At 65.7% G+C, this 17669-nt stretch carries 16 protein-coding genes; 5 read left to right on the top strand and 11 right to left on the bottom strand.

The genetic code is table 11. The annotated features are described in order from the left end of the window. Positions 1-40: 40 nt before the first annotated feature. The 5 genes from CI41S_RS24545 to CI41S_RS24525 all read right to left on the bottom strand — a co-directional run bounded on the left by CI41S_RS24545 (position 41) and on the right by CI41S_RS24525 (position 9219). Positions 41-2089, bottom strand: coding sequence for an HlyD family type I secretion periplasmic adaptor subunit (locus tag CI41S_RS24545; protein ID WP_139861914.1), 2049 nt, complete (start codon positions 2087-2089; stop codon positions 41-43). Between the two features lie 74 nt (positions 2090-2163). Beyond that, a complete protein-coding gene (locus CI41S_RS24540) occupies positions 2164-4287 on the bottom strand; it encodes a type I secretion system permease/ATPase (protein WP_283813131.1) in 2124 nt (707 codons plus the stop codon). Between the two features lie 355 nt (positions 4288-4642). Then, complete coding sequence (locus CI41S_RS24535; RefSeq protein WP_139861912.1) at positions 4643-7174, bottom strand: carbohydrate-binding domain-containing protein; 2532 nt, start codon at positions 7172-7174, stop codon at positions 4643-4645. 384 nt (positions 7175-7558) lie between these two features. Next, complete coding sequence (locus tag CI41S_RS24530; protein ID WP_139861911.1) at positions 7559-7918, bottom strand: hypothetical protein; 360 nt, start codon at positions 7916-7918, stop codon at positions 7559-7561. 143 nt (positions 7919-8061) lie between these two features. Next, a complete protein-coding gene (locus CI41S_RS24525; RefSeq protein ID WP_139861910.1) occupies positions 8062-9219 on the bottom strand; it encodes a caspase family protein in 1158 nt (385 codons plus the stop codon). Between the two features lie 205 nt (positions 9220-9424). Here CI41S_RS24525 and CI41S_RS24520 point away from each other — a divergent pair, with 205 nt between their 5' ends. Then, the gene (locus CI41S_RS24520) at positions 9425-10696 is read left to right on the top strand and encodes a serine hydrolase domain-containing protein (RefSeq protein WP_139861909.1); all 1272 of its coding nucleotides are present in this window, start codon (positions 9425-9427) and stop codon (positions 10694-10696) included. Between the two features lie 73 nt (positions 10697-10769). On the opposite strand, the gene CI41S_RS24515 is transcribed toward CI41S_RS24520, so the two are convergent. Then, positions 10770-11054 (bottom strand): hypothetical protein, encoded by a 285-nt coding sequence (locus CI41S_RS24515; protein ID WP_139861908.1) that lies wholly within the window; start codon positions 11052-11054, stop codon positions 10770-10772. 411 nt (positions 11055-11465) lie between these two features. Here CI41S_RS24515 and CI41S_RS24510 point away from each other — a divergent pair, with 411 nt between their 5' ends. From CI41S_RS24510 to CI41S_RS24500, 3 genes are all read left to right on the top strand, one after another. Then, a complete protein-coding gene (locus CI41S_RS24510) occupies positions 11466-12761 on the top strand; it encodes a PQQ-dependent sugar dehydrogenase (protein ID WP_139861907.1) in 1296 nt (431 codons plus the stop codon). Positions 12762-12909: 148 nt separating this feature from the next. Continuing rightward, positions 12910-13236 (top strand): ArsR/SmtB family transcription factor, encoded by a 327-nt coding sequence (locus CI41S_RS24505; RefSeq protein WP_139861906.1) that lies wholly within the window; start codon positions 12910-12912, stop codon positions 13234-13236. After that, complete coding sequence (locus tag CI41S_RS24500; protein WP_244626680.1) at positions 13233-13736, top strand: SRPBCC family protein; 504 nt, start codon at positions 13233-13235, stop codon at positions 13734-13736. Before CI41S_RS24505 ends, CI41S_RS24500 begins: the two co-directional genes overlap by 4 nt. Before the next feature lie 107 nt (positions 13737-13843). Here CI41S_RS24500 and CI41S_RS24495 read toward each other — a convergent pair whose 3' ends face one another. The 5 genes from CI41S_RS24495 to CI41S_RS24480 all read right to left on the bottom strand — a co-directional run bounded on the left by CI41S_RS24495 (position 13844) and on the right by CI41S_RS24480 (position 16864). Beyond that, positions 13844-14614, bottom strand: coding sequence for an SDR family oxidoreductase (locus CI41S_RS24495; RefSeq protein ID WP_139861905.1), 771 nt, complete (start codon positions 14612-14614; stop codon positions 13844-13846). A gap of 24 nt (positions 14615-14638) precedes the next feature. Continuing rightward, positions 14639-15493, bottom strand: a complete 855-nt coding sequence (locus tag CI41S_RS24490) for an alpha/beta fold hydrolase (RefSeq protein ID WP_139861904.1) — start codon at positions 15491-15493, stop codon at positions 14639-14641. Between the two features lie 41 nt (positions 15494-15534). Next, positions 15535-15822 carry a hypothetical protein gene (locus CI41S_RS44595; RefSeq protein ID WP_244626679.1) on the bottom strand — a complete coding sequence of 96 codons (288 nt, stop codon included), beginning with the start codon at positions 15820-15822 and terminating at the stop codon, positions 15535-15537. 69 nt (positions 15823-15891) lie between these two features. After that, positions 15892-16134 (bottom strand): TMEM175 family protein, encoded by a 243-nt coding sequence (locus CI41S_RS44590; protein WP_244626678.1) that lies wholly within the window; start codon positions 16132-16134, stop codon positions 15892-15894. Positions 16135-16168: 34 nt separating this feature from the next. Continuing rightward, positions 16169-16864 (bottom strand): alpha/beta fold hydrolase, encoded by a 696-nt coding sequence (locus CI41S_RS24480; RefSeq protein WP_139861903.1) that lies wholly within the window; start codon positions 16862-16864, stop codon positions 16169-16171. A 184-nt stretch (positions 16865-17048) separates the two neighbouring features. On the opposite strand from CI41S_RS24480, the gene CI41S_RS24475 reads away from it, so the two are divergent. After that, positions 17049-17651 carry a CGNR zinc finger domain-containing protein gene (locus tag CI41S_RS24475; protein ID WP_139862155.1) on the top strand — a complete coding sequence of 201 codons (603 nt, stop codon included), beginning with the start codon at positions 17049-17051 and terminating at the stop codon, positions 17649-17651. The last annotated feature ends 18 nt before the right edge of the window (positions 17652-17669 follow it).

The following is a 17669-nucleotide window of genomic DNA, read 5'->3' as shown; positions in this document are numbered from 1 at the left end:
CGGTCGAATCGGTGAGGCGCCGCAGGTGAGACTCCGGCACTCACCTTTCGCGCAAACTCTCCTGCTTGTAGCGGGCGAGCGGGGACAGCAGGTAAGAGATGATCCTGCGGGAGCCGGTCTTGATTTCGACGGTGACGGCCATGCCGGGTGAAAGATTGACGCGCTTGTTCTCGATCTCCATCTGGCTGCGGTCGATCGACAGCCGCGCGGCATAGACCAGCTCCTGGCCCTTCGGCTCGCTGCTGGTGGCTTCCGCACCTGCCGATGTCTCGCTGCCTTTGTCCGTGGGCTTGTTGCGGGTAATCGCGTCCTGCGAAATGCTGAGAACCTTGCCTTGCAGCAGGCCGTATCGGGTGAAATTGAAGGTGTCGATCTTGATCGCCGCATCCTGGCCCGGCTCGACGAAGCCGATGTCGCGGTTCGAGACCATGGCCTCGATCTCGAGCCGGCTTTCGCTCGGAACGATCAGCATCAGCATCTGCGCCGGCGTGACGACGCCACCGATGGTGTGAACCGCGAGTTGCTGCACCACGCCATCGATCGGCGCGGTCAGCCTTTGCAGGCTGGTTCGCTGCTCGGCCTTGACGGCCTCCTGCGTGAGGCCGGCGGCCTTTTCCTCGGCCTTGGCCAGGCCCTCGAACAGGCCGCGTTCGTACTCGGCGATTGCTTTGGTCCGAGTCTCCATCAGGACCGCGATCGCGGCATCGGCTTCGCTGGATCGGCGCTGCATGACGGAGATTTCCTGCTGCTGCGCAACGAGCTCCTGGTATTCCGTCAGGTATGTGAGCTTGGATCCCAATTCCTTCTGAAACAGCTGTTGGCGGATTTCGACGCGCTGCTGCAACGGCGCCAGCGTCGCCTTGATCTTTTCGACGGAGGCTTCGAACGTTGCGCGTTCAGCCTCCTTCTGCTTCACCTGCTGGTCGATCGCGGCCAGCTTGGCATTCTGCTCGGCAGTCTGGCTGACGAGAAAGCGCCGGTGCATCTCGACCTGGGCGGGGGTGGCGTCCGCGGGCGGCACAAAGGCGCCGACGGGATCTTCGTTTCTCGCCAATGCCGCCTTGGTGCGCGCGACGTCGAGTTGAGCCGACAGCAAGTCGCCCTTCAAGCGGCTGAGCTCTGCCGCCGTCATCGTCGTATCGAGCTCGATTAGCACGTCGCCGCTTTTGACCGCCTCGCCGTCGCGAACCTTGATCGCGCGCACGACCCCGGTCTCGAACGGCTGGATCGTCTTGGTCCGGCCGCTCGGGATCAGCTTGCCCGGGGATATCGCGACGATGTCGACGGTGCCCAGGCACGCCCAGGCGACTGCGGCCGCGAAGATGGCGGCGATGCTGAACGCGGTTGCGCGCCCAAGCGGCGAGGGCGGCGTCTCGACGATCTCGAGCGCGGCCGGCAGAAAGGCCAGCTCGTCGTGCCGCCGGCGTTCCTCGCCGGGTCCGATGCGTGCGACGGCCCGCCCGAGCCTGCGGGCGTGGTCGGCGAATATGATGATCCCGCCGTTGCTCGCCGCCGCGCTCGACGGCTCCTCGTTCCGTGCGTCAGCCTTGACGATATTCCGCCGGCCATCGATCACATTGCGAGAGATGTCGTTCGCGCGGGTGAGCGAGGTCTTCCAGAGCTGCTGGAGTTGTCTGACGGCGGCCGCACGGGTCTGCTCGACCTGAGCAGCCAGGGCTCCGCGCCGCTTTACGACGACGAGCCGGCCGTCCCAGACCGCCTCGAACTGGTCCTGCGTCATCAGGGTTGGCCGCTCGGCATCCGGCGCGAGAACGATGGCGGTATCGCCCGAGACCTTTCCAAGCAGCAGGAAGCTTCCGTTGCGCAGCACGGCAATTGCCGGCAGCGGACCGCCGGCCAGCCTGGTCCACGGCAGCTTGGCGGAGCGGGCCGTGCAACCGGCCGCCCTGGCATACTGGAGCATCTGCTTGACGCCCATGGGAGACGCTGCGTCCCGCCGGAGCTGCCCGGGTTCGGCACCAACGCCGATCAGACGAAGCAACAGGTTTAGGATGTGAAAGCCCGGATCCTCGATCGGGGTCTTGGTATCGGCTCCGTTAGCATTTGCTTCCAACGCATTTGCTTCCATCGCACTTGGCCTTCATGCATCGATGTGACGTGTCGTGACTTGTCGTGACTTGGCCCCAGACGGGCTTCGCACTGTCAGGAATAGTGTTCCTGCAAGCCTGCCTGCAGGCGGTGCAGCTTCGAGTATCGGCCGCCCGCTCTGACCAGCTCCTGGTGAGAGCCATCCTCGATCAGGCGGCCGCGCTCGATGGTGATGACACGATCGGCAAGCCGGAGCGCCGAGAGGCGGTGCGCGATGATGATCACGGTCCGGCCGCGCGCCATCTGCGCCATGTTCTTTTGCACGATGCTCTCGCTTTCATAATCGAGCGCACTCGTCGCCTCGTCGAAAATGAGAATGCGGGGGTCAGCGATCAGCGCGCGGGCAATCGCGATGCGTTGACGCTGCCCGCCCGACAGCGTGCCGCCGCGTTCGCCGACGATGGTGTCGTAACCCTCGGGGAGCTTGAGGATGAAATCGTGGGCTCCGGCGAGCTTGGCGGCGGCCATGACGTTTTCGGCCGGGATCGCCGGATCGACGAGAGCGATGTTGTCGCGGACCGTGCCGTTGAACAGCGTGCTGTCCTGGAGCACGACGCCGATCTGACGGCGCAGGCGGGCCGGATCGACCTGGGCGATATCGACGCCGTCGATCAGCACGCGGCCGCTTTCGGGCAAATAAAGCCGCTGCACGAGTTTCGCCAGCGTACTCTTGCCGGATCCGGAGGTGCCGACGATTCCGAGCACCTGGCCGGCCGGCACCTCCAGATTGATGTCGTGCAGGATCTCCGGGCCATCGATGCGATAGCGGAAGCTCACATTCTCGAAGCTGATGTCGCCGCGCACCGCCGCGAGCGCCATCTTGCCCGGGCTGTAGACCGGCTCGGGTGCGGTGTTGAGAATGTCGCCGAGGCGCGCGATCGACAGCCGCGCCTGATGGAAATCCTGCCAAGTGTGCGCCAGCCGGAGCACCGGCGTGCTGACCCGGCCGGCCAGCAGATTGAAGGCGATGAGCTCGCCGACGGAAAGCTCGCCGCCGATGACGAGCTTGGCGCCGAAAAACAGGATCGCGGCGCTGGCCAGCTTGCTGACGAACTGGACGGATTCGCTCGCGACATTTCCGAGACTGGTGACGCGGAAGCTGGCGGCAACATAGCCGGCCAGCTGCTCCTCCCAGCGCCGCTGCATCTGCGGCTCGACCGCCATGGCCTTCAGCGTCTCGATGCCGGACACGCTCTCGACCAGGAACGCCTGATTTTCCGCGCCGCGTTTGAACTTCTCGTCGAGGCGCCGCTGGAACAGCGGCGTCGCGACCGCGGAGATCCCGACATAGAACGGGAAGGAGGCGAGGACGATCCAGGTCAGCAGCGGGGAATAGTAGAACAGCACTGCGATGAAGATGCCGGTGAAGAACAGGTCGATCACCAGCGTGAGACCCGAGCTGGTGAGAAAATTGCGGATGTTTTCCAGCTCGCGCACGCGGGCAACGGAGTCGCCGACCCGCCTTGCCTGGAAGTATCCGATCGGCAATCCGAGCAGATGCCGAAACAGCCGCGCACCGAGTTCGACGTCGATACGGTTGGTCGTATGGGAGAACAGGTAGGTGCGCAGGATGCCGAGGATCGTTTCGAACAGGGCGATCGCGATCAGTCCGATCGCAAGCACCTCCAGCGTGCTCAGGCTGCGATGCACGAGCACCTTGTCGACGACGACCTGGAAAAACAGCGGTGAGACCAGGGCAAAGAGCTGAAGGAAGAACGAGGCCAGCAGGACCTCGCCCAGCACGCGCTTGTACTTCCGGATCGCGCCGAGAAACCAGGCAATGCCGAACGGGGACGACAGGTCGGTGAGGCTGGCCCGCCGCGTCATCATCAGCAGCCGGCCGTCCCATTCGGCCTCGAACTCGGCCTGCGTCATCTGGATCGGATGCGCGCAACCGGGCTCGAGCACGATCAGCTTGTCCTCGGCGACCTTGCCGAGCAGCAAAAAGCTCCCGTTCTTGAGGGTGGCCAGCGACGGCATCGGCATATTCGTGAGCCGCGCCCATGTCGTCGCCGAGACGCGGGACTTCAGCCCGAATGACTTGGCGCAGCGGAGCATTTCGGGCAGGCCGATGCTGACGCCGCCAAATTGGTGACGAATTTGTTCAGGATCGACGGCCAGACCCTGAAACCGAAGCATCATCACAAGTGCGATGAGACCGGGATCAGTTGGTGACAAGTTCGTATGAGGTGCGTGCACGCCCCTTCCCCGACTGGAAATGAATGCTGTTCGCCGAAGTCCAGCCCAAATGGGCCGTGCCCAGGGGGACATGTTCGGTGATGAATTCCGATCTGTGACGAATTCCGGAGGTGTGGGCACAACGGCGCACACCGAACTGCGACTTGGTACTGAGATACTTGCAATTAATTACCGATCGACCATTCAACCCGAACAAGGCCAGACTTTGACAGAACCTGCTTGCCAGGCGCGTCCAGATGGACCGCACGACAAGTTCGAGTTGGATAAGTCCTCCCGCCAGCGAAGCCGAACTGCGGCGCTGCTGGCGGAAGTCGTGCTCAAGGTGCGCAGCCGGCTAGTGCGCTTTGGCCAATGTCTGAGCCAGTGTTGCCGACAGATCGGTCTGGCTTGACCCTGCGCTGAGGCCAGCGCCGGTGTCGGCAAAACTTGTCGCCGCGAACTGGTTCACCAGATTCATCGGCTGCTGGCTGATGGCGCTCTGCTGGACTGCGCCGGACCTGGCGACCAAGCTGACATTGTCATAGAGCGCGCCGCGTCCGTCGCCGGCCTGCGCGGCAACCTCGCGGAAGGTGAGGCGGTCCTGGCCGCCGGTGCCGGTCACCGAGAAGTGGTAGGTTGTCCAGCTGCTGCCGGGCGGGACCGTGGCGACCACGTTGTCGTTCCACAAAACCTCGATCGTGCTGGTGCGCTTGCCGGCGTTGGACTGCATCCGCGCATCGAAGGAGAGATCGTAGCTCTGCCCTGCCGTGGTCGTTACCGTCTGGTAGAGACCGTCTTGAGCGCCGCGATAATCGAGCGCGCCAAGGTTCGACCCGTCGGTGGCCTTGACCTTGTTGAGGTTGTTCCACAGCTCGATCGTGCCGCCGCTGATCGCCGTCCAGCCCGGGATCGAACTGAATGCGGCCCAGCTGCCCGCGGCCACCGATGGGGCTTCGAACGACCCGTTCACCAGCAGGTTCTGGCCACTCGGCGTTGGCGCAGGGGTTGGCGTCGGAGTCGGCGACCCCGGCACGGCCGTCGTGTCGGTGACGGTGAAGGTCTCCGGCGTGTCGCTGGTAATCGCCCGACTGCCGGAGGCATTGGCGCCATCATAGGTCGCGCTTTCAATGTAGATGTTGCGGTCCGTGGTGGCCGTGCCGCCATAGAGATCATTGAGCAGCTGCACCGAAACCGTGTGGCTGCCCGCGGCCCAGTCGCCTTTGACCTGCACCGTGTCGACCACCCCGCTGCCGTGCAAGGCGCTGGCGGTCAGCGTCGAGCCGATCTGCTTGCCGTCGACAGAGACGGCATACTGGGAATCGCCCTGATAGGCGTCCTGCGTGATCTTGAGTTCGAGCACGTCGGAGCCGCTACCGACCGTGGTGGTCACACCTGGCGGCGTGGTGACGACCGGAGGTACCGGCGCCGGGTCGACGGGTGGCAGCGGCGCAGGGTCGGCAGGTGGCGTTGGGACAGGGGCCGTCGGCGAAGTCGTCAGCCAGCTGCTCGTGTCGGGATAGGACAGTGAGATCGAGCCGGTTTCGTGCGTGGCGGCCTTGAATTGCGTAAAGGTTTGGGACCCGCCCCACTCGAACCTGTCTCCTCCGTCAGACATGAAGTATTGATTGTTGGTCCAGGTATTTCCGCCATTGAGCATGCCGGACTCGTTGTAGTCGGCGAAGGCGCCGATGTAGCCGTGCCCGTCACGATCCACGATGATGTTGTCGTGGATCTGGTTGCCGGTGGTCGTGTAGGTGCCGTAGGTGCCGGAACCTCTGTCCTGCTGGATCAGGACGATGCCGTTACCGCCTCCGGTCATGTCGACCCGGTTGCCATAAACCTGCACGTTCTTGGAATTCTGGATATTGATCTCGCTGCCCCAACCCCATCCGCGCGGGTCAGCGTAGCCATTGCCGATCAGCGTGTTGTTGCGGATGATCGCGTCGTAGCTGATCTCGTGGCTGATGCCGTTGATCGTGTTGTGGACGACGAGATTGTCCTCGTAGAGCGTGTGGATGTTGCTGATGTCGGTCCACAGGCCCGCGCCGTTATTGTCGTGTGAGTAGTTGGCTCGCGCGACCAGATTATCCGTGTCGGCGAATTTGAATCCGCCGGCTTCCCACATCGGATCGATGCCGGACCAGAAGCCGTTGCTTGCGAGTTCGTTGCCTTGAACGAGGATGTTGTTGCCGTATCCGCCGAGCCCCATCTGGCCGTTGTCATGCACGTAATTGCCGATGAACTGGCTGCCGTCATGGGCCGTGGCGCCGACGGCGTAGTTGAGGCGGATTTCGTTGTCCCTGATAATCCAGCCCCGGTCGCCGTTGATGGCGCCGTCCTGAATCTGGGGGTCATACTTCTCGATGACGAGGTTTTGCACGGTCACGTTCGTGGCGGTGCCGTGGAAAGCATCGGTCTGCTTGCCGGCTTCGAGCGTGTGCCCCGCCGGGTTGTCGGCGATGTAGATCTTGTCGGCGGCGTAATCGAAATAGAAGGTGCCGGGAACGACCTTGGAGAGGGCGTCGACCGGCTTGAGCGGCGTGTTGTCGAGAAACACGGTCTCCGGATTGCCGGGTCGCTGCGTGCCAGCCACAAACTCCGCGCTCGTGTTGACGCGGCCTTGCTGCGTCTGGCCGCCAATGCTCCAGAGGTTGCCGCTCTGGGTCCAACTGGACAGCACGGCCGAGCCGTTGAGGATTGCGCCTTGAGCACCGATGAAGGTCTGACCGTCTTTCGGCGCCAGTGAAACGCCGCGGTAGACACCGGCCTCAAAGTAAAACGTGGCCCCAGCGGGAGCCGCGTTCACGATAGCCGAGACATCGTCACCTGGATGAAGGATGATCGCGCCGGCGGGCGCAGATGTAACCTTTGTCCCATAAATTCCCATTGCAAGCTCCTTCTGGAAATTCCTTGATCCAGAGCCGTTCTGGCCCTGTGATGAAACGGAGGTTTCTTGCACGTCCCCGGGCAAGCGTCCGGGCGGGATTCGCAATCGAGTTTGTGCCGATGGCGAGATGAAAATGCGGCATTACAGCAGCATCATCGCGACCGGCTGTCGCATATTGGGCAGCCGTCGAAGGCTCGGATGCAGGCCCAAAACCCGGGCAACATCAAATCTACCAACCAAATGTCCGTGGTTCGATTCCCGGCTTCGACAATTCCCATGATTCACATGAATCGTGCAGGCGCGGTTACGCGTTTTGTCGGACGCGTGCTGTGAGGCCCGTAATTGTGCGGGTCAAGGCCCGCCGACATCAGCAGCGAGCAGGCTTCAATTGCGCTGCGCCGTCCAGTAGCCGGCGCATTGCGCGCTGCCGGAGTAGCCGCGCCAGGTGCCGCGGCCAGCGGTCCTCGAAAGCCGGCCGGAGCCCGACGCGTATTTGTCATGAACGGCCACGGAGGCGCGCACCGCGCCCGACTTCGCGACATAGCCGCGGAACTTCACCAGATTGGGATGGGTGACGACGCCGTTAGAGACATTGACCGTAAAATTGTAGGCGGCATCGCAGCCGCCGCTTTGGGTGACGAACACCAGATCCCAGGACCCGTCATAGGCCGATCGCGCTTCGGCGTTTCCCGCCAGGGCGAACACGCTAACGATCGCAATTGCGCAAAGCCAGAACCGTTTCATGGCGTCTCTCCAGCATGATCTACGTAAAATTGTGCAGAATAGGAATACTCTCCATATTTGTGCATCCAGACTGGTTGAGGTTCAGTCCTTTGAGGTTCAGTCCTTTGAAGTTCAGTCCCTGGGCACCCCGTCGCGGAGTCGCTTCAGTCGACGGTCCGCTTCCAGTAACCGGTGCCGAGCTTGCCGGTGATCACGGCGGTGGCATCGTGGATCTCGTAGGAGCCGCCGTCGCTGTAATTCCGCAATCCTCGCAGCGCGTGCAGCGTCCAGCGGCCGTTGGCGAAGGTGACCGTGCCTTCATGCGCTCGCGCGGAGCGCGAGGGCTCGGCGTGGAATCTGTAGCTGCCGTCGGCCATGATCTGCCAGATCCAGCGCGACTGGCCGCGGCCGCCCGGCACCATGATCTCCCAGGTGCCGACCAGCGCGGGATCGATGACGCCGGCCGCTGTCGCCGGCACGGAGGCGAGCGGAGCCGCAGCCACCGGAGCCGCGTTCGCCTGTTTGCCGCCGGCGTCGGCCGCAGGCGGCCCGGCCAGATAGATCGCCTTGCGCGACAGCGAGCCGTAGACGAAGGGCTGCTGGGCGTTGCGCGTCGCCTCCATCACGTCGTCGCGGACGTTGCGGAACATGAAGGTCACCTCGACGCCCGGCGTCTCGATATTGCGCAACAGCGCCGCAGCGAACGGGCTGTTGCGTCCGTCGCCGTCGAGCGCCGTGGTGCCGTCGCGCGCGGCATAGGCGACCAGCACATTGCCGACCGGCTCGATGCGGCCGAGCCCGCTGCCGGCAGTGGCGCGCGTCGCGAGCGAGCGGCTCATCTTCGCCGCGAACGGATTGTTGCGGCAGGCATCGAGGATGACGAGGCCGAGACTCGTGGTGTTGGAGACCTGCAGCATCACGCTCTGCAGGCCGATCGCCTCGTTCGCGGCGTCGGTGTCGCGCTTCAGCTCGGCATCGACCGGGATCAGCCAGTTGTCGCCGTTGATCTCCATGCCATGGCCGGCGAAGTACACCGCCGCCATGTCGGCGCCGGCGGCGGCGCGCCCGAACGCGATCAGGCCGCGCCGCATCTCGTCGAAGCTTGCGTTGGTGATCAAGGTGACGGCGAAGCCGAGGCGCTTCAGCGCCGCGGCAATATCGCCGGCATCGCTCGGCGGATTGGACAGCGCCGGCACGCTTCTATAGCCGCCGTTACCGATCACCAGCGCCACCCGCCTGCCGTCGGCCGCCGCCGGCGCCGCGGCCACGCCCGCGAACGCCGCGGCGATTGCTATTCCCCCAACAAAATCGCGCCGGTTCATGCCGAATCCGATCGAGTGGACCGAGCCATGCTACCGCAGGCGCAACGGTCCAGCCATGGAAATGGCTGAAGGCGCAACCAGACATGCGCCGCTGCGCCGCGGCCGTGCGTCTCCCAGCCTTGTCGCCCCTGCCGGCGTCATCTAAGCCTGAGCTTGCGGGCAGCGAACTGCATAACAAACACCCGCGGTCCCCGGGGAGGAAACAATGAGAAAAATCGTCATTGCCGCGGCTGCCGCCGCCGCAAGTCTCGCCTTCAACATCGCCCACGCCGCGCCGCCGCTGCCCGAGGCAAAGCCGGAGCAGGAGGGGTTCTCGCAACAGGGGCTGGCGCGGCTCGATGATTTCTTCGCGCGCGAGATCGCGGCCAAGCGGGTGCCCGGCGCCGTGGTGGCGATCGCGCGCGACGGCAAGCTGGTGCACTACAAGGCCTATGGCCAGCTCGATCCGGCCAAGGGCACGCCGATGCCGATCGACGCGGTGTTCGCGCTGGCGTCGATGACCAAGCCGATGGCGGCGGTCGCGGGCCTGACGCTGATGGAGCAGGGAAGGCTGCCGCTGCAGGCCAAGCTCGCCGACTACTATCCTGGTTTCGCCGACATGAAGGTCGGCGTGCAGCAGGGCGACGGCTCGCTGAAGATGGAGCCGCAGGCGCAGCCGATCTTCATCCATGATCTCTATCGCCACACCTCCGGCCTGATGTATGGCGGCCGGCCCGACAGCTCGAGCGCGCTGGCGCGGCTCTATCCCGACGGCACCGCGCCGGCGGTCGAGGGCGACACGGCGGCCTTCATCGACCGCATCACCAAGCTGCCGCTGGTGCACCAGCCCGGCACCGCGTTCGAATACGGGTTTTCGATCGACGTGCTCGGTGCGGTGGTCGAGAAGGTTTCAGAGCAGCGGCTCGGGGAATATCTCGCGGCCAATGTGTGGGGGCCGCTCGGCATGAAGGACGCAACCTTCCACCCGACTGACGCACAGCGCCCGCGGCTCGCGCGTCCGTTCTCGAACGATCCGCTCACCGGCAAGCCGCAATCGATCAAGCTCTTGGACACGCCGACCAAATTCGACTGCGGCGGCGCCTGCTCGTTTGCCACCGTCGGCGACTATGTCCGCTTCGGCCAGATGCTGCTCAACGGCGGCGAGCTCGACGGCAAGCGCATCCTCGGCCCGAAGACCGTGCACCACATGACCTCGAACCATCTCGGACCCGAGATCAAGAACACCGTCGCCAATGTCGAGCCGCATCGCGCCGGCTTCGGCTTCGGCCTGTCGGTGGCGGTGCGCACCGGCGAGGGCCTGTCCTCGGTGCCGGGCAATCCCGGCGAGTTCACCTGGAACGGCGCCTACGGCACGCAGTTCTTCTGCGATCCGAAGGAGCGCCTCGTCGTGGTGGTCGGCACCGCCGCGCCGGGCGAGCTGCGCAAATATTATCGCGAGAACGTGCAGGACATCGTCTACGGCGCGATGGTGAAGTAGGCGGTATCACCCGCGCGCACACACGGCAAAAAGCCCATCGCTCGGGGAGCGATGGGCCTCGGCTTCGCTTGCATTACCAGCGCCGATAGACGCCGGTCAGCGTGCCGTTGTTGTTCCCTGACGGCCCCACATCGCCCTGCGTCGAGCTCGGGGTCGGATGGCGGGTGCCGTTATACGCGCCGTAATAGCCAGGCGCCGGCTGATACATCACATCCGGCTGGGCGGTATAATAGCGCGGTCCGCTATAGGCATACTCTTGGTCCCAGGAACTCCCGTAGTAGCCCTGCGCATACGCACCGGCCGTCGTCGCCATAACAGACGCCGCGACGAGCGAGAGGAACTTGATCTTCTGGTTCATTGATATGCTCCTTGCTGGTGTCACGACCAACGACCGCGATGGAGCAGCGTTCCTGATTTTGCGATCAGCGCAGCGATGTGAAAACGCGCTCACGCGCGATCATGTTTTGGTGAGGAGGGGTTGCGTCAGATGGAACGTGGTTCGCCGGCGCGCCGCGTCTCGCGCCGACCCGCTATGCTTTGCCGGCTATAACGAACGGTGGTAGGGCTGCCGGAGGGATCCGGAAAAGAAGGCCCGCCGGACGCGGCGGGCAGGTCAGGGAGAAAGCGCTCTGAAAAGGAGCACCGCCGTAATTTCGGCGATTCGGGGCCGGCTGCGAAGATCGTATAACTACTGTCATCAAGGCTGGCATTATGCCAATGCTGCCGGGCGGCGCGGGCCGCGCGGCGCAGTCAACAGGGGAATTTGAGCATGTCCGGAGTGGTTGCGCGCGTGGTCGCGGGGATCGGGGCCGTCGCGGTGGCGTGGCGGCGGGCGCAGGGTGCCGAGCCAAAGCCCGCCTGGGGCGCGACGCCGGAGATTCCGGCGGCGAAATCGCAGGGCGCGATCCCGACGCTGAAGATGCCGACGGCGCGAGGCTGGGCCAAGGGCGAACTGCCGACCGCAGCGCCGGGGCTCAAGGTCAACGCGTTCGCCTCCGAGCTCGACCATCCGCGCTGGATCGAGGTGCTGCCCAATGGCGACGTGCTGATTGCCGAGGCGACGCAGATCGCCGGGCCGCCGCGCTCCGTGTTTCACATCGCGATGCAGGCGACGATGCGGCGCGCCGCGGCGCTCGGCGTCAGCGCCAACCGCATCACGCTGCTGCGCGACCGTGACGGCGACGGCGTCGCCGAAATCCGCGGCGCCTTCATGGAGAACCTGAGCCAGCCGTTCGGCATGGCCCTGATCGGCGACACCTTTTACGTCGGCAACACCGACGGCGTGGTGGCGTTTCCCTACACCGCGGGCGCCGACCGCATCACCGCCGCGGGGCGCAAGCTCGTGACCTTCAAGCCCGACGGGCACTGGACGCGCAGCCTGCTGCCGAGCGCCGACGGCAAAAAGCTTTATGCCGGCGTCGGCTCGCTTACCAACATCGCCGAGAACGGCTTTGCGGTCGAGGAAGGCCGCGCCGCGATCTACGAGCTCGATCTCGCCGCCGGCACCAGCCGCATCTTCGCCGGCGGCCTGCGCAACCCGGTCGGGCTCGCCTTCGAGCCGACGACGAACGTGCTGTGGACCGTCGTCAACGAGCGCGACGGCATCGGCGACGAGACGCCGCCGGACTATCTGACCTCGGTGCGCGACGGCGGCTTCTACGGCTGGCCCTATTGCTATTGGGGCCAGACCGTCGACGACCGGGTGCCGCAGGATCCGGCGATGGTCGCCAAGGCGATCCAGCCCGACTACGCGCTCGGCGGCCACACCGCCTCGCTCGGCCTGTGCTGGATGCCGGCGGGCACGCTGCCGGGCTTTCCGGAGGGCATGGCGATCGGCCAGCACGGCTCGTGGAATCGCTCGACCCTGTCGGGCTACAAGGTGGTGTTCGTGCGGTTCGCAAACGGCCGCCCCTCCGGTCCCGCGCGCGACATCCTGTCGGGCTTCCTCGCGCCAGACGAGAAGTTTTCCTACGGCCGCCCGGTCGGCGTCGCGCTCGGTCCCGACCGCTCGCTGCTGGTGGCCGACGACGTCGGCAACGTGATCTGGCGCGTCACCGGCGCATAGGCGGCGCCGGGTTCCTTGCCATCTGTGCCTCAACGGCGCGGCTTCGTTGGATCGAAGCCGCGCCGTTTTCGTGATGGGACAAACCGTTAGTCTTGACTTACCGTAAGCGTAGACTTACGATGAATGGCAGCAACGGACAACACTCGCCATGATCAGCGCAGAACGCGCCCTCGACGCGCTGGGAGACCCGACCCGCCGGATGGTGTTCAGGCGGCTGCGCGAGGGCAATCGCTCGGTGCAGGAGATCGCCGACGGCCTCGAGGTCAGCCGCCCGGCGGTCTCGCAGCATCTGCGCGTGCTCAAGGATGCCGGCCTTGCCGTGGTGCGGATCGAGGGCACGCGGCGGCTCTACGCCATCGACACCCGCGGGCTGGAGAGCCTGCGCGGCTGGCTCGACGGCTTCTGGGACAAGACGCTCACCGCCTTCAAGCATGCGGCCGAACGCGAAGCCGCCAAGGAGAGGAAAACCCGATGACGATGCAAGAAAGCTCCGCGCCCTACGATCCGTACAGCGTCCGCAAGGTGATGAACGTCGAGGCGCCGCCGCAGGTGGCCTGGCGCGTCTTCACCGAGCAGATGGGCAGCTGGTGGCCGCTCGCGCATTACAAGATCGGCAAGACCAGCGCGGTCGATGCGATCATGGAGCCGCGGGTCGGCGGCCGCTGGTACGAGCGCGGCGACGACGGCAGCACCTGCCAATGGGGCAGCGTGCTGGCCTGGGAGCCGCCGTCGCGCCTCGTGCTGTCGTGGGACATCACCGCGGACTGGCAGTACGATCCGGACCTGAAGACCGAGATCGAGGTGCGCTTCATCGCCGACGGCAATGACGCCACCCGAGTCGAGCTCGAGCACCGCAAGCTCGACCGTTACGGCACCCGCGCCGCCGAGATGCGCCGGATCTTCGACACCGAGGGCGATTGGGGCCGGCTGCTCGCGATGTTCGCGGCGCGCGTGGTGCAGGGGCCGCCGCGATGAGCGTGGGCATCTGACGCCGACGCGCGGCGTCGACCTCAGCGCGGCTTGCCGATCGATTGCATCGACGCCGTCCCGTCAAGCCCAAGCGGAGTACGCCGCGCGATTCGTCACACCGACCTGATCTCGCCGCCGTCCATCCGCAGCACGGTACCGGTCATCCAGCGCGCCGCTGGCGAGATCGCGAAGGCGGTGAGATCGGCGATCTCCTCCGGCGTGCCGAACCGCTTGATGCCGGCCTGCTTGAGGAAAACAGCCTTGGCGGCGTCGAGCGTGATGCCCTTTGCGGCGGCCGCCTTCTCCAGCATCGCGAGCCGGCGGCCGGTGATGACCGCGCCCGGCGACACGCAGTTGACCTGCACGCCGTCGTCGATGCCGCGCTCGGCGAAGGCTTTTGCCAGTGCCTCGATCGCGGCGTTGATCGCACCGACGGCGGCCGCGCCTGCGCGCGGCAGCACGGCGGCGTTGCCCGAGGTGAAGATCACCGCGCCCTGTGACGCCTTCAGCGCCTCCCAGGCGCGGATCGTCAGCCGCCGCGCGCCATGCATCTTGAGCGCAAGGCCGGCGTCCCATTGCTCGTCCGTCATTTCGAACAGATCGAGCCCGGGCACCGCGCCGGCGACGTTGACCAGCGCGTCGATGCGGCCGAAGTGATCCAGCGTGGCCTTGACCACGGTCTCCGCGGCCTTGGGCGAGGCGAGGTCGAGCTCGAGCAGCAGCGGCGTCGCGCCGCCGGCCTCGCACTGCTGGCCGACCTCGCGCAGCTTGCCGCCGCCGCGCGCGACCAGCACGATGGCGGTAAAATCGCGCGCGAGCCGCAGCGCAGTGGCGCGTCCGATGCCGGAACTCGCGCCGGTCACGATGGCGACGGATCTTGTCATGGCCATTTCCTCACCTGGCGCGCGTCAGCGGTTGAAAAATTCGCGGATGCTTTGCGCGATCTCGGCGGCGTGAGTCTCCAGCGCGAAATGTCCGGTGTCGAAGAAGCGCACCACGGCCTTCGGATTGTCGCGCTTGAACGCCTCGGCGCCGGGCGGCAGGAAGAACGGATCGTTCTTGCCCCACACCGCGAGGAACGGCGGCTGGTGGGTGCGGAAGTAGTTCTGGAACGCCGGATAGAGCGCGACATTGCTCTTGTAGTCGCCGAACAGATCGAGCTGCACGTCATGCGCGCCGGGGCGCGCCATGTAGTAATTGTCGAGGTTTTGCCCATCCGGCGACACGCGCTGCGGATCGGTGGTGCCGTGGGTGTACTGCCAGTGCGTGGTCTCCGGCGTGAGAAAGGCGCGCAGCGCGTCGCGGTTCTTCTGCGACGGATCCTGCCAATAGGCGCGGATCGGCGTCCAGCCGTCGCTGAGGCCTTCCGCATAGGCATTGCCGTTCTGCGAGATGATCGCGGTGATCCGCTCCGGATGCTTGACCGCAAGGCGAAAGCCGGTCGGCGCGCCATAGTCGAACACATAGACCGCGTAGCGATCGAAGCCGATCACCTCGGTGAAGCGATCGATCACGCCGGCAATGGCGTCGAAGGTGTAGCTGAACTTGTCGCGCGCCGGCATGTCGGACTGACCGAAGCCGGGCAGGTCCGGCGCCACGATGTTGAATTTCTCCGAAAGCTGCGGGATCAGATCGCGGAACATGTGCCCGGCGCTCGGGAAGCCGTGCAGCAGCAGCAGCTTTGGCGCGCCCTGTGTGCCGGCCTCGCGAAAGAACACCTTGAAGCCGTCGACATCGGCGGTGCGGTATTTGACTTGGGACATCTCTCACTCCTTGTGGTCGCAACGTGGTGGGGCGTGGAAGGTCAGGATTCGCGCTGTCCCGCAGCGGCGCTGAACATCTCGGGCTTGAGGTAGAGCAGCAGCGCACAGCACACGACGGCGAAGCCGAGCAGCGGCATGAATGGCGCGACCGCTGCGCCGGCGGCGAAGATCAGCACCGCGACCAGCGTCCGCCGCTGCGCCAGCGTGCGCGCCCGCGCCGAGATCATGGTCTGGTCCGCCTGCGCCAGCACCGCGCGCTCGAAGCCGAGATAGGCGAGGTCGATCAGCAGGAACAGCGACGCATAGGCCACCACCGGCGCGGAGGCCATGTGCGACTGCGCGACCCACGCGGTGGCGAACGGCAGCAGCGAGACCCCGAACAGGTGCAGGAAGTTCAGTCAGATCAGCAGCGGCGTCGGATGCCGCACCAGATGCAGCAAATGGTGGTGATTGACCCAGATCACGGCGATGAAGACATAGCTCGCGGCGTAGGTGATCGCGGTCGGCCAGAGCGGCAGCAGGTCGGCGAGCGCCGGACCTTCCGGCCCCTTCAGCTCCAGCACCATGATGGTGATGATCACGGCGATCACGGCATCGGAAAACGCACCGAGCCGATCGGACGATACCTGTCTCTCCTGCATGGCAGCTCTCCTGTCCTGATTTGCAAGAAATGCCTCAGGCCGGAGTAACGCCGCGGATCGCCTCTCGGATGATGTCGGCGACGAGCATCGGCGCGGTCACGATCGGGCTGTGATCGACGGCGTGCGCATGCACCACGGCGTTCATCCGCGCCGCCATGCTGCGCTGCGTGGCGGGCGCGATCATCCGGTCCTCCTCGGCGACCAGGAACCAGGCGGGGACGTCTTTCCATCGCGGGCGGCCGACCGGCACCGTGATGCAGGCCGGCGACATCGGCCGCTGCACCGCTGCGAGCACGGCGAGGTCCTCGGGCCTTGCGCATTGCGCGAAGGCCGATGCGAAGGCGGACTCCGGCAGCCAGATCAGCCCGTTGGCATCGGGCGCGAGCTGTGGCGCGAACGGATGCGGCGGGGCGCGATAGAACACGTCGGCGACGGTCTCGCCCTCGTCGGGCGCCAGCGCCGCGACATAGACCAACGCTTTCACCCGCGGCGAGCGCACCTCTGCGATCACCGCGCCGGCATAGGCGTGCCCGGCCAGCACGATCGGCCCCTCGACGCGATCCAGCGTCCGGTTCAGCGCGGCGACGTCGTCCTTCAGCGAGGTCAGCGGCAGCGGCGCCGCCACCGCGGTGATGCCCTCAGCGTCGAGCGCGGTGATCACGTTCGCCCAGCTCGACCCGTCGGCCCATGCGCCATGGGCAAGCACCACGCTGACATCCTTGATCGACATCGTTCGCTCCATCGTAACGTCCTGGGTCGCCTGGGTCGCGTAACTTCTCAGAAGCCGCTTGACAGGTTACGACGCTTATGGCTCACTCGTCGTAACTTGTCAACAGGCTTCGAGCAGGTTATTGCGGCTGGCCTTGAAAGACGCCGCCAGGAGGGCTTCACCCGTGCAACCCCATCCGCCAGCGATGTTCATCGCCGACTCGCTGGGCCTCGATTTCATCAATTCGATCGCGACCCCGCTCGATGCGCCGGTCGATGCGATCGCCGATGGCGACGGCCTGGTGCGCTGGCTCGCGCAGGCGAAGCTGGTGCCGCCTGATGTGCTCGGCGAACTGAAGGCGCGCGCCGCCCCGGGCGAGCTCGACAAGGTCGCCGAGCAGGCCCGCGCCTTGCGCGAATGGTTTCGCGGCTTCGTGCGCAAGCATATGGGCCGGCCGCTGACGCCGCAGGCGCTCGCGGAGCTCGAGCCGCTGCACCGGGTGCTCGCGCGCGACGAGACCTTCAGCCAGGTCGTGGCGATCAGCCACCGCGGCCACGACGGTTTTGCGCTGGAGCAGAGGCGGCGCTGGGGCTCGGCCGAGTCGCTGCTGCTGCCGGTCGGCGAGGCGATGGCCAAGGTGGTCTGCGAGGAGAGCTTTGCCGACATCCGGGCGTGCGAGGGGCACGCCTGCACGCTGATCTTCGCCGATCACACAAGGGCCCGTGCGCGCCGCTGGTGCAGCATGGCGATCTGCGGCAACCGCGCCAAGCAGGCCGCGCACCGCAGCCGGATCAAGCAAAGGGGCTGAGACCACCCCAGCATGATC

Source organism: Bradyrhizobium ivorense (genome assembly GCF_900696085.1).
GTDB classification, from domain to species: Bacteria; Pseudomonadota; Alphaproteobacteria; order Rhizobiales; family Xanthobacteraceae; genus Bradyrhizobium; species Bradyrhizobium ivorense.
The sequence above is the reverse complement of the archived record's forward strand: the minus strand, read 5'-3'. Positions and strand labels throughout refer to the sequence as shown.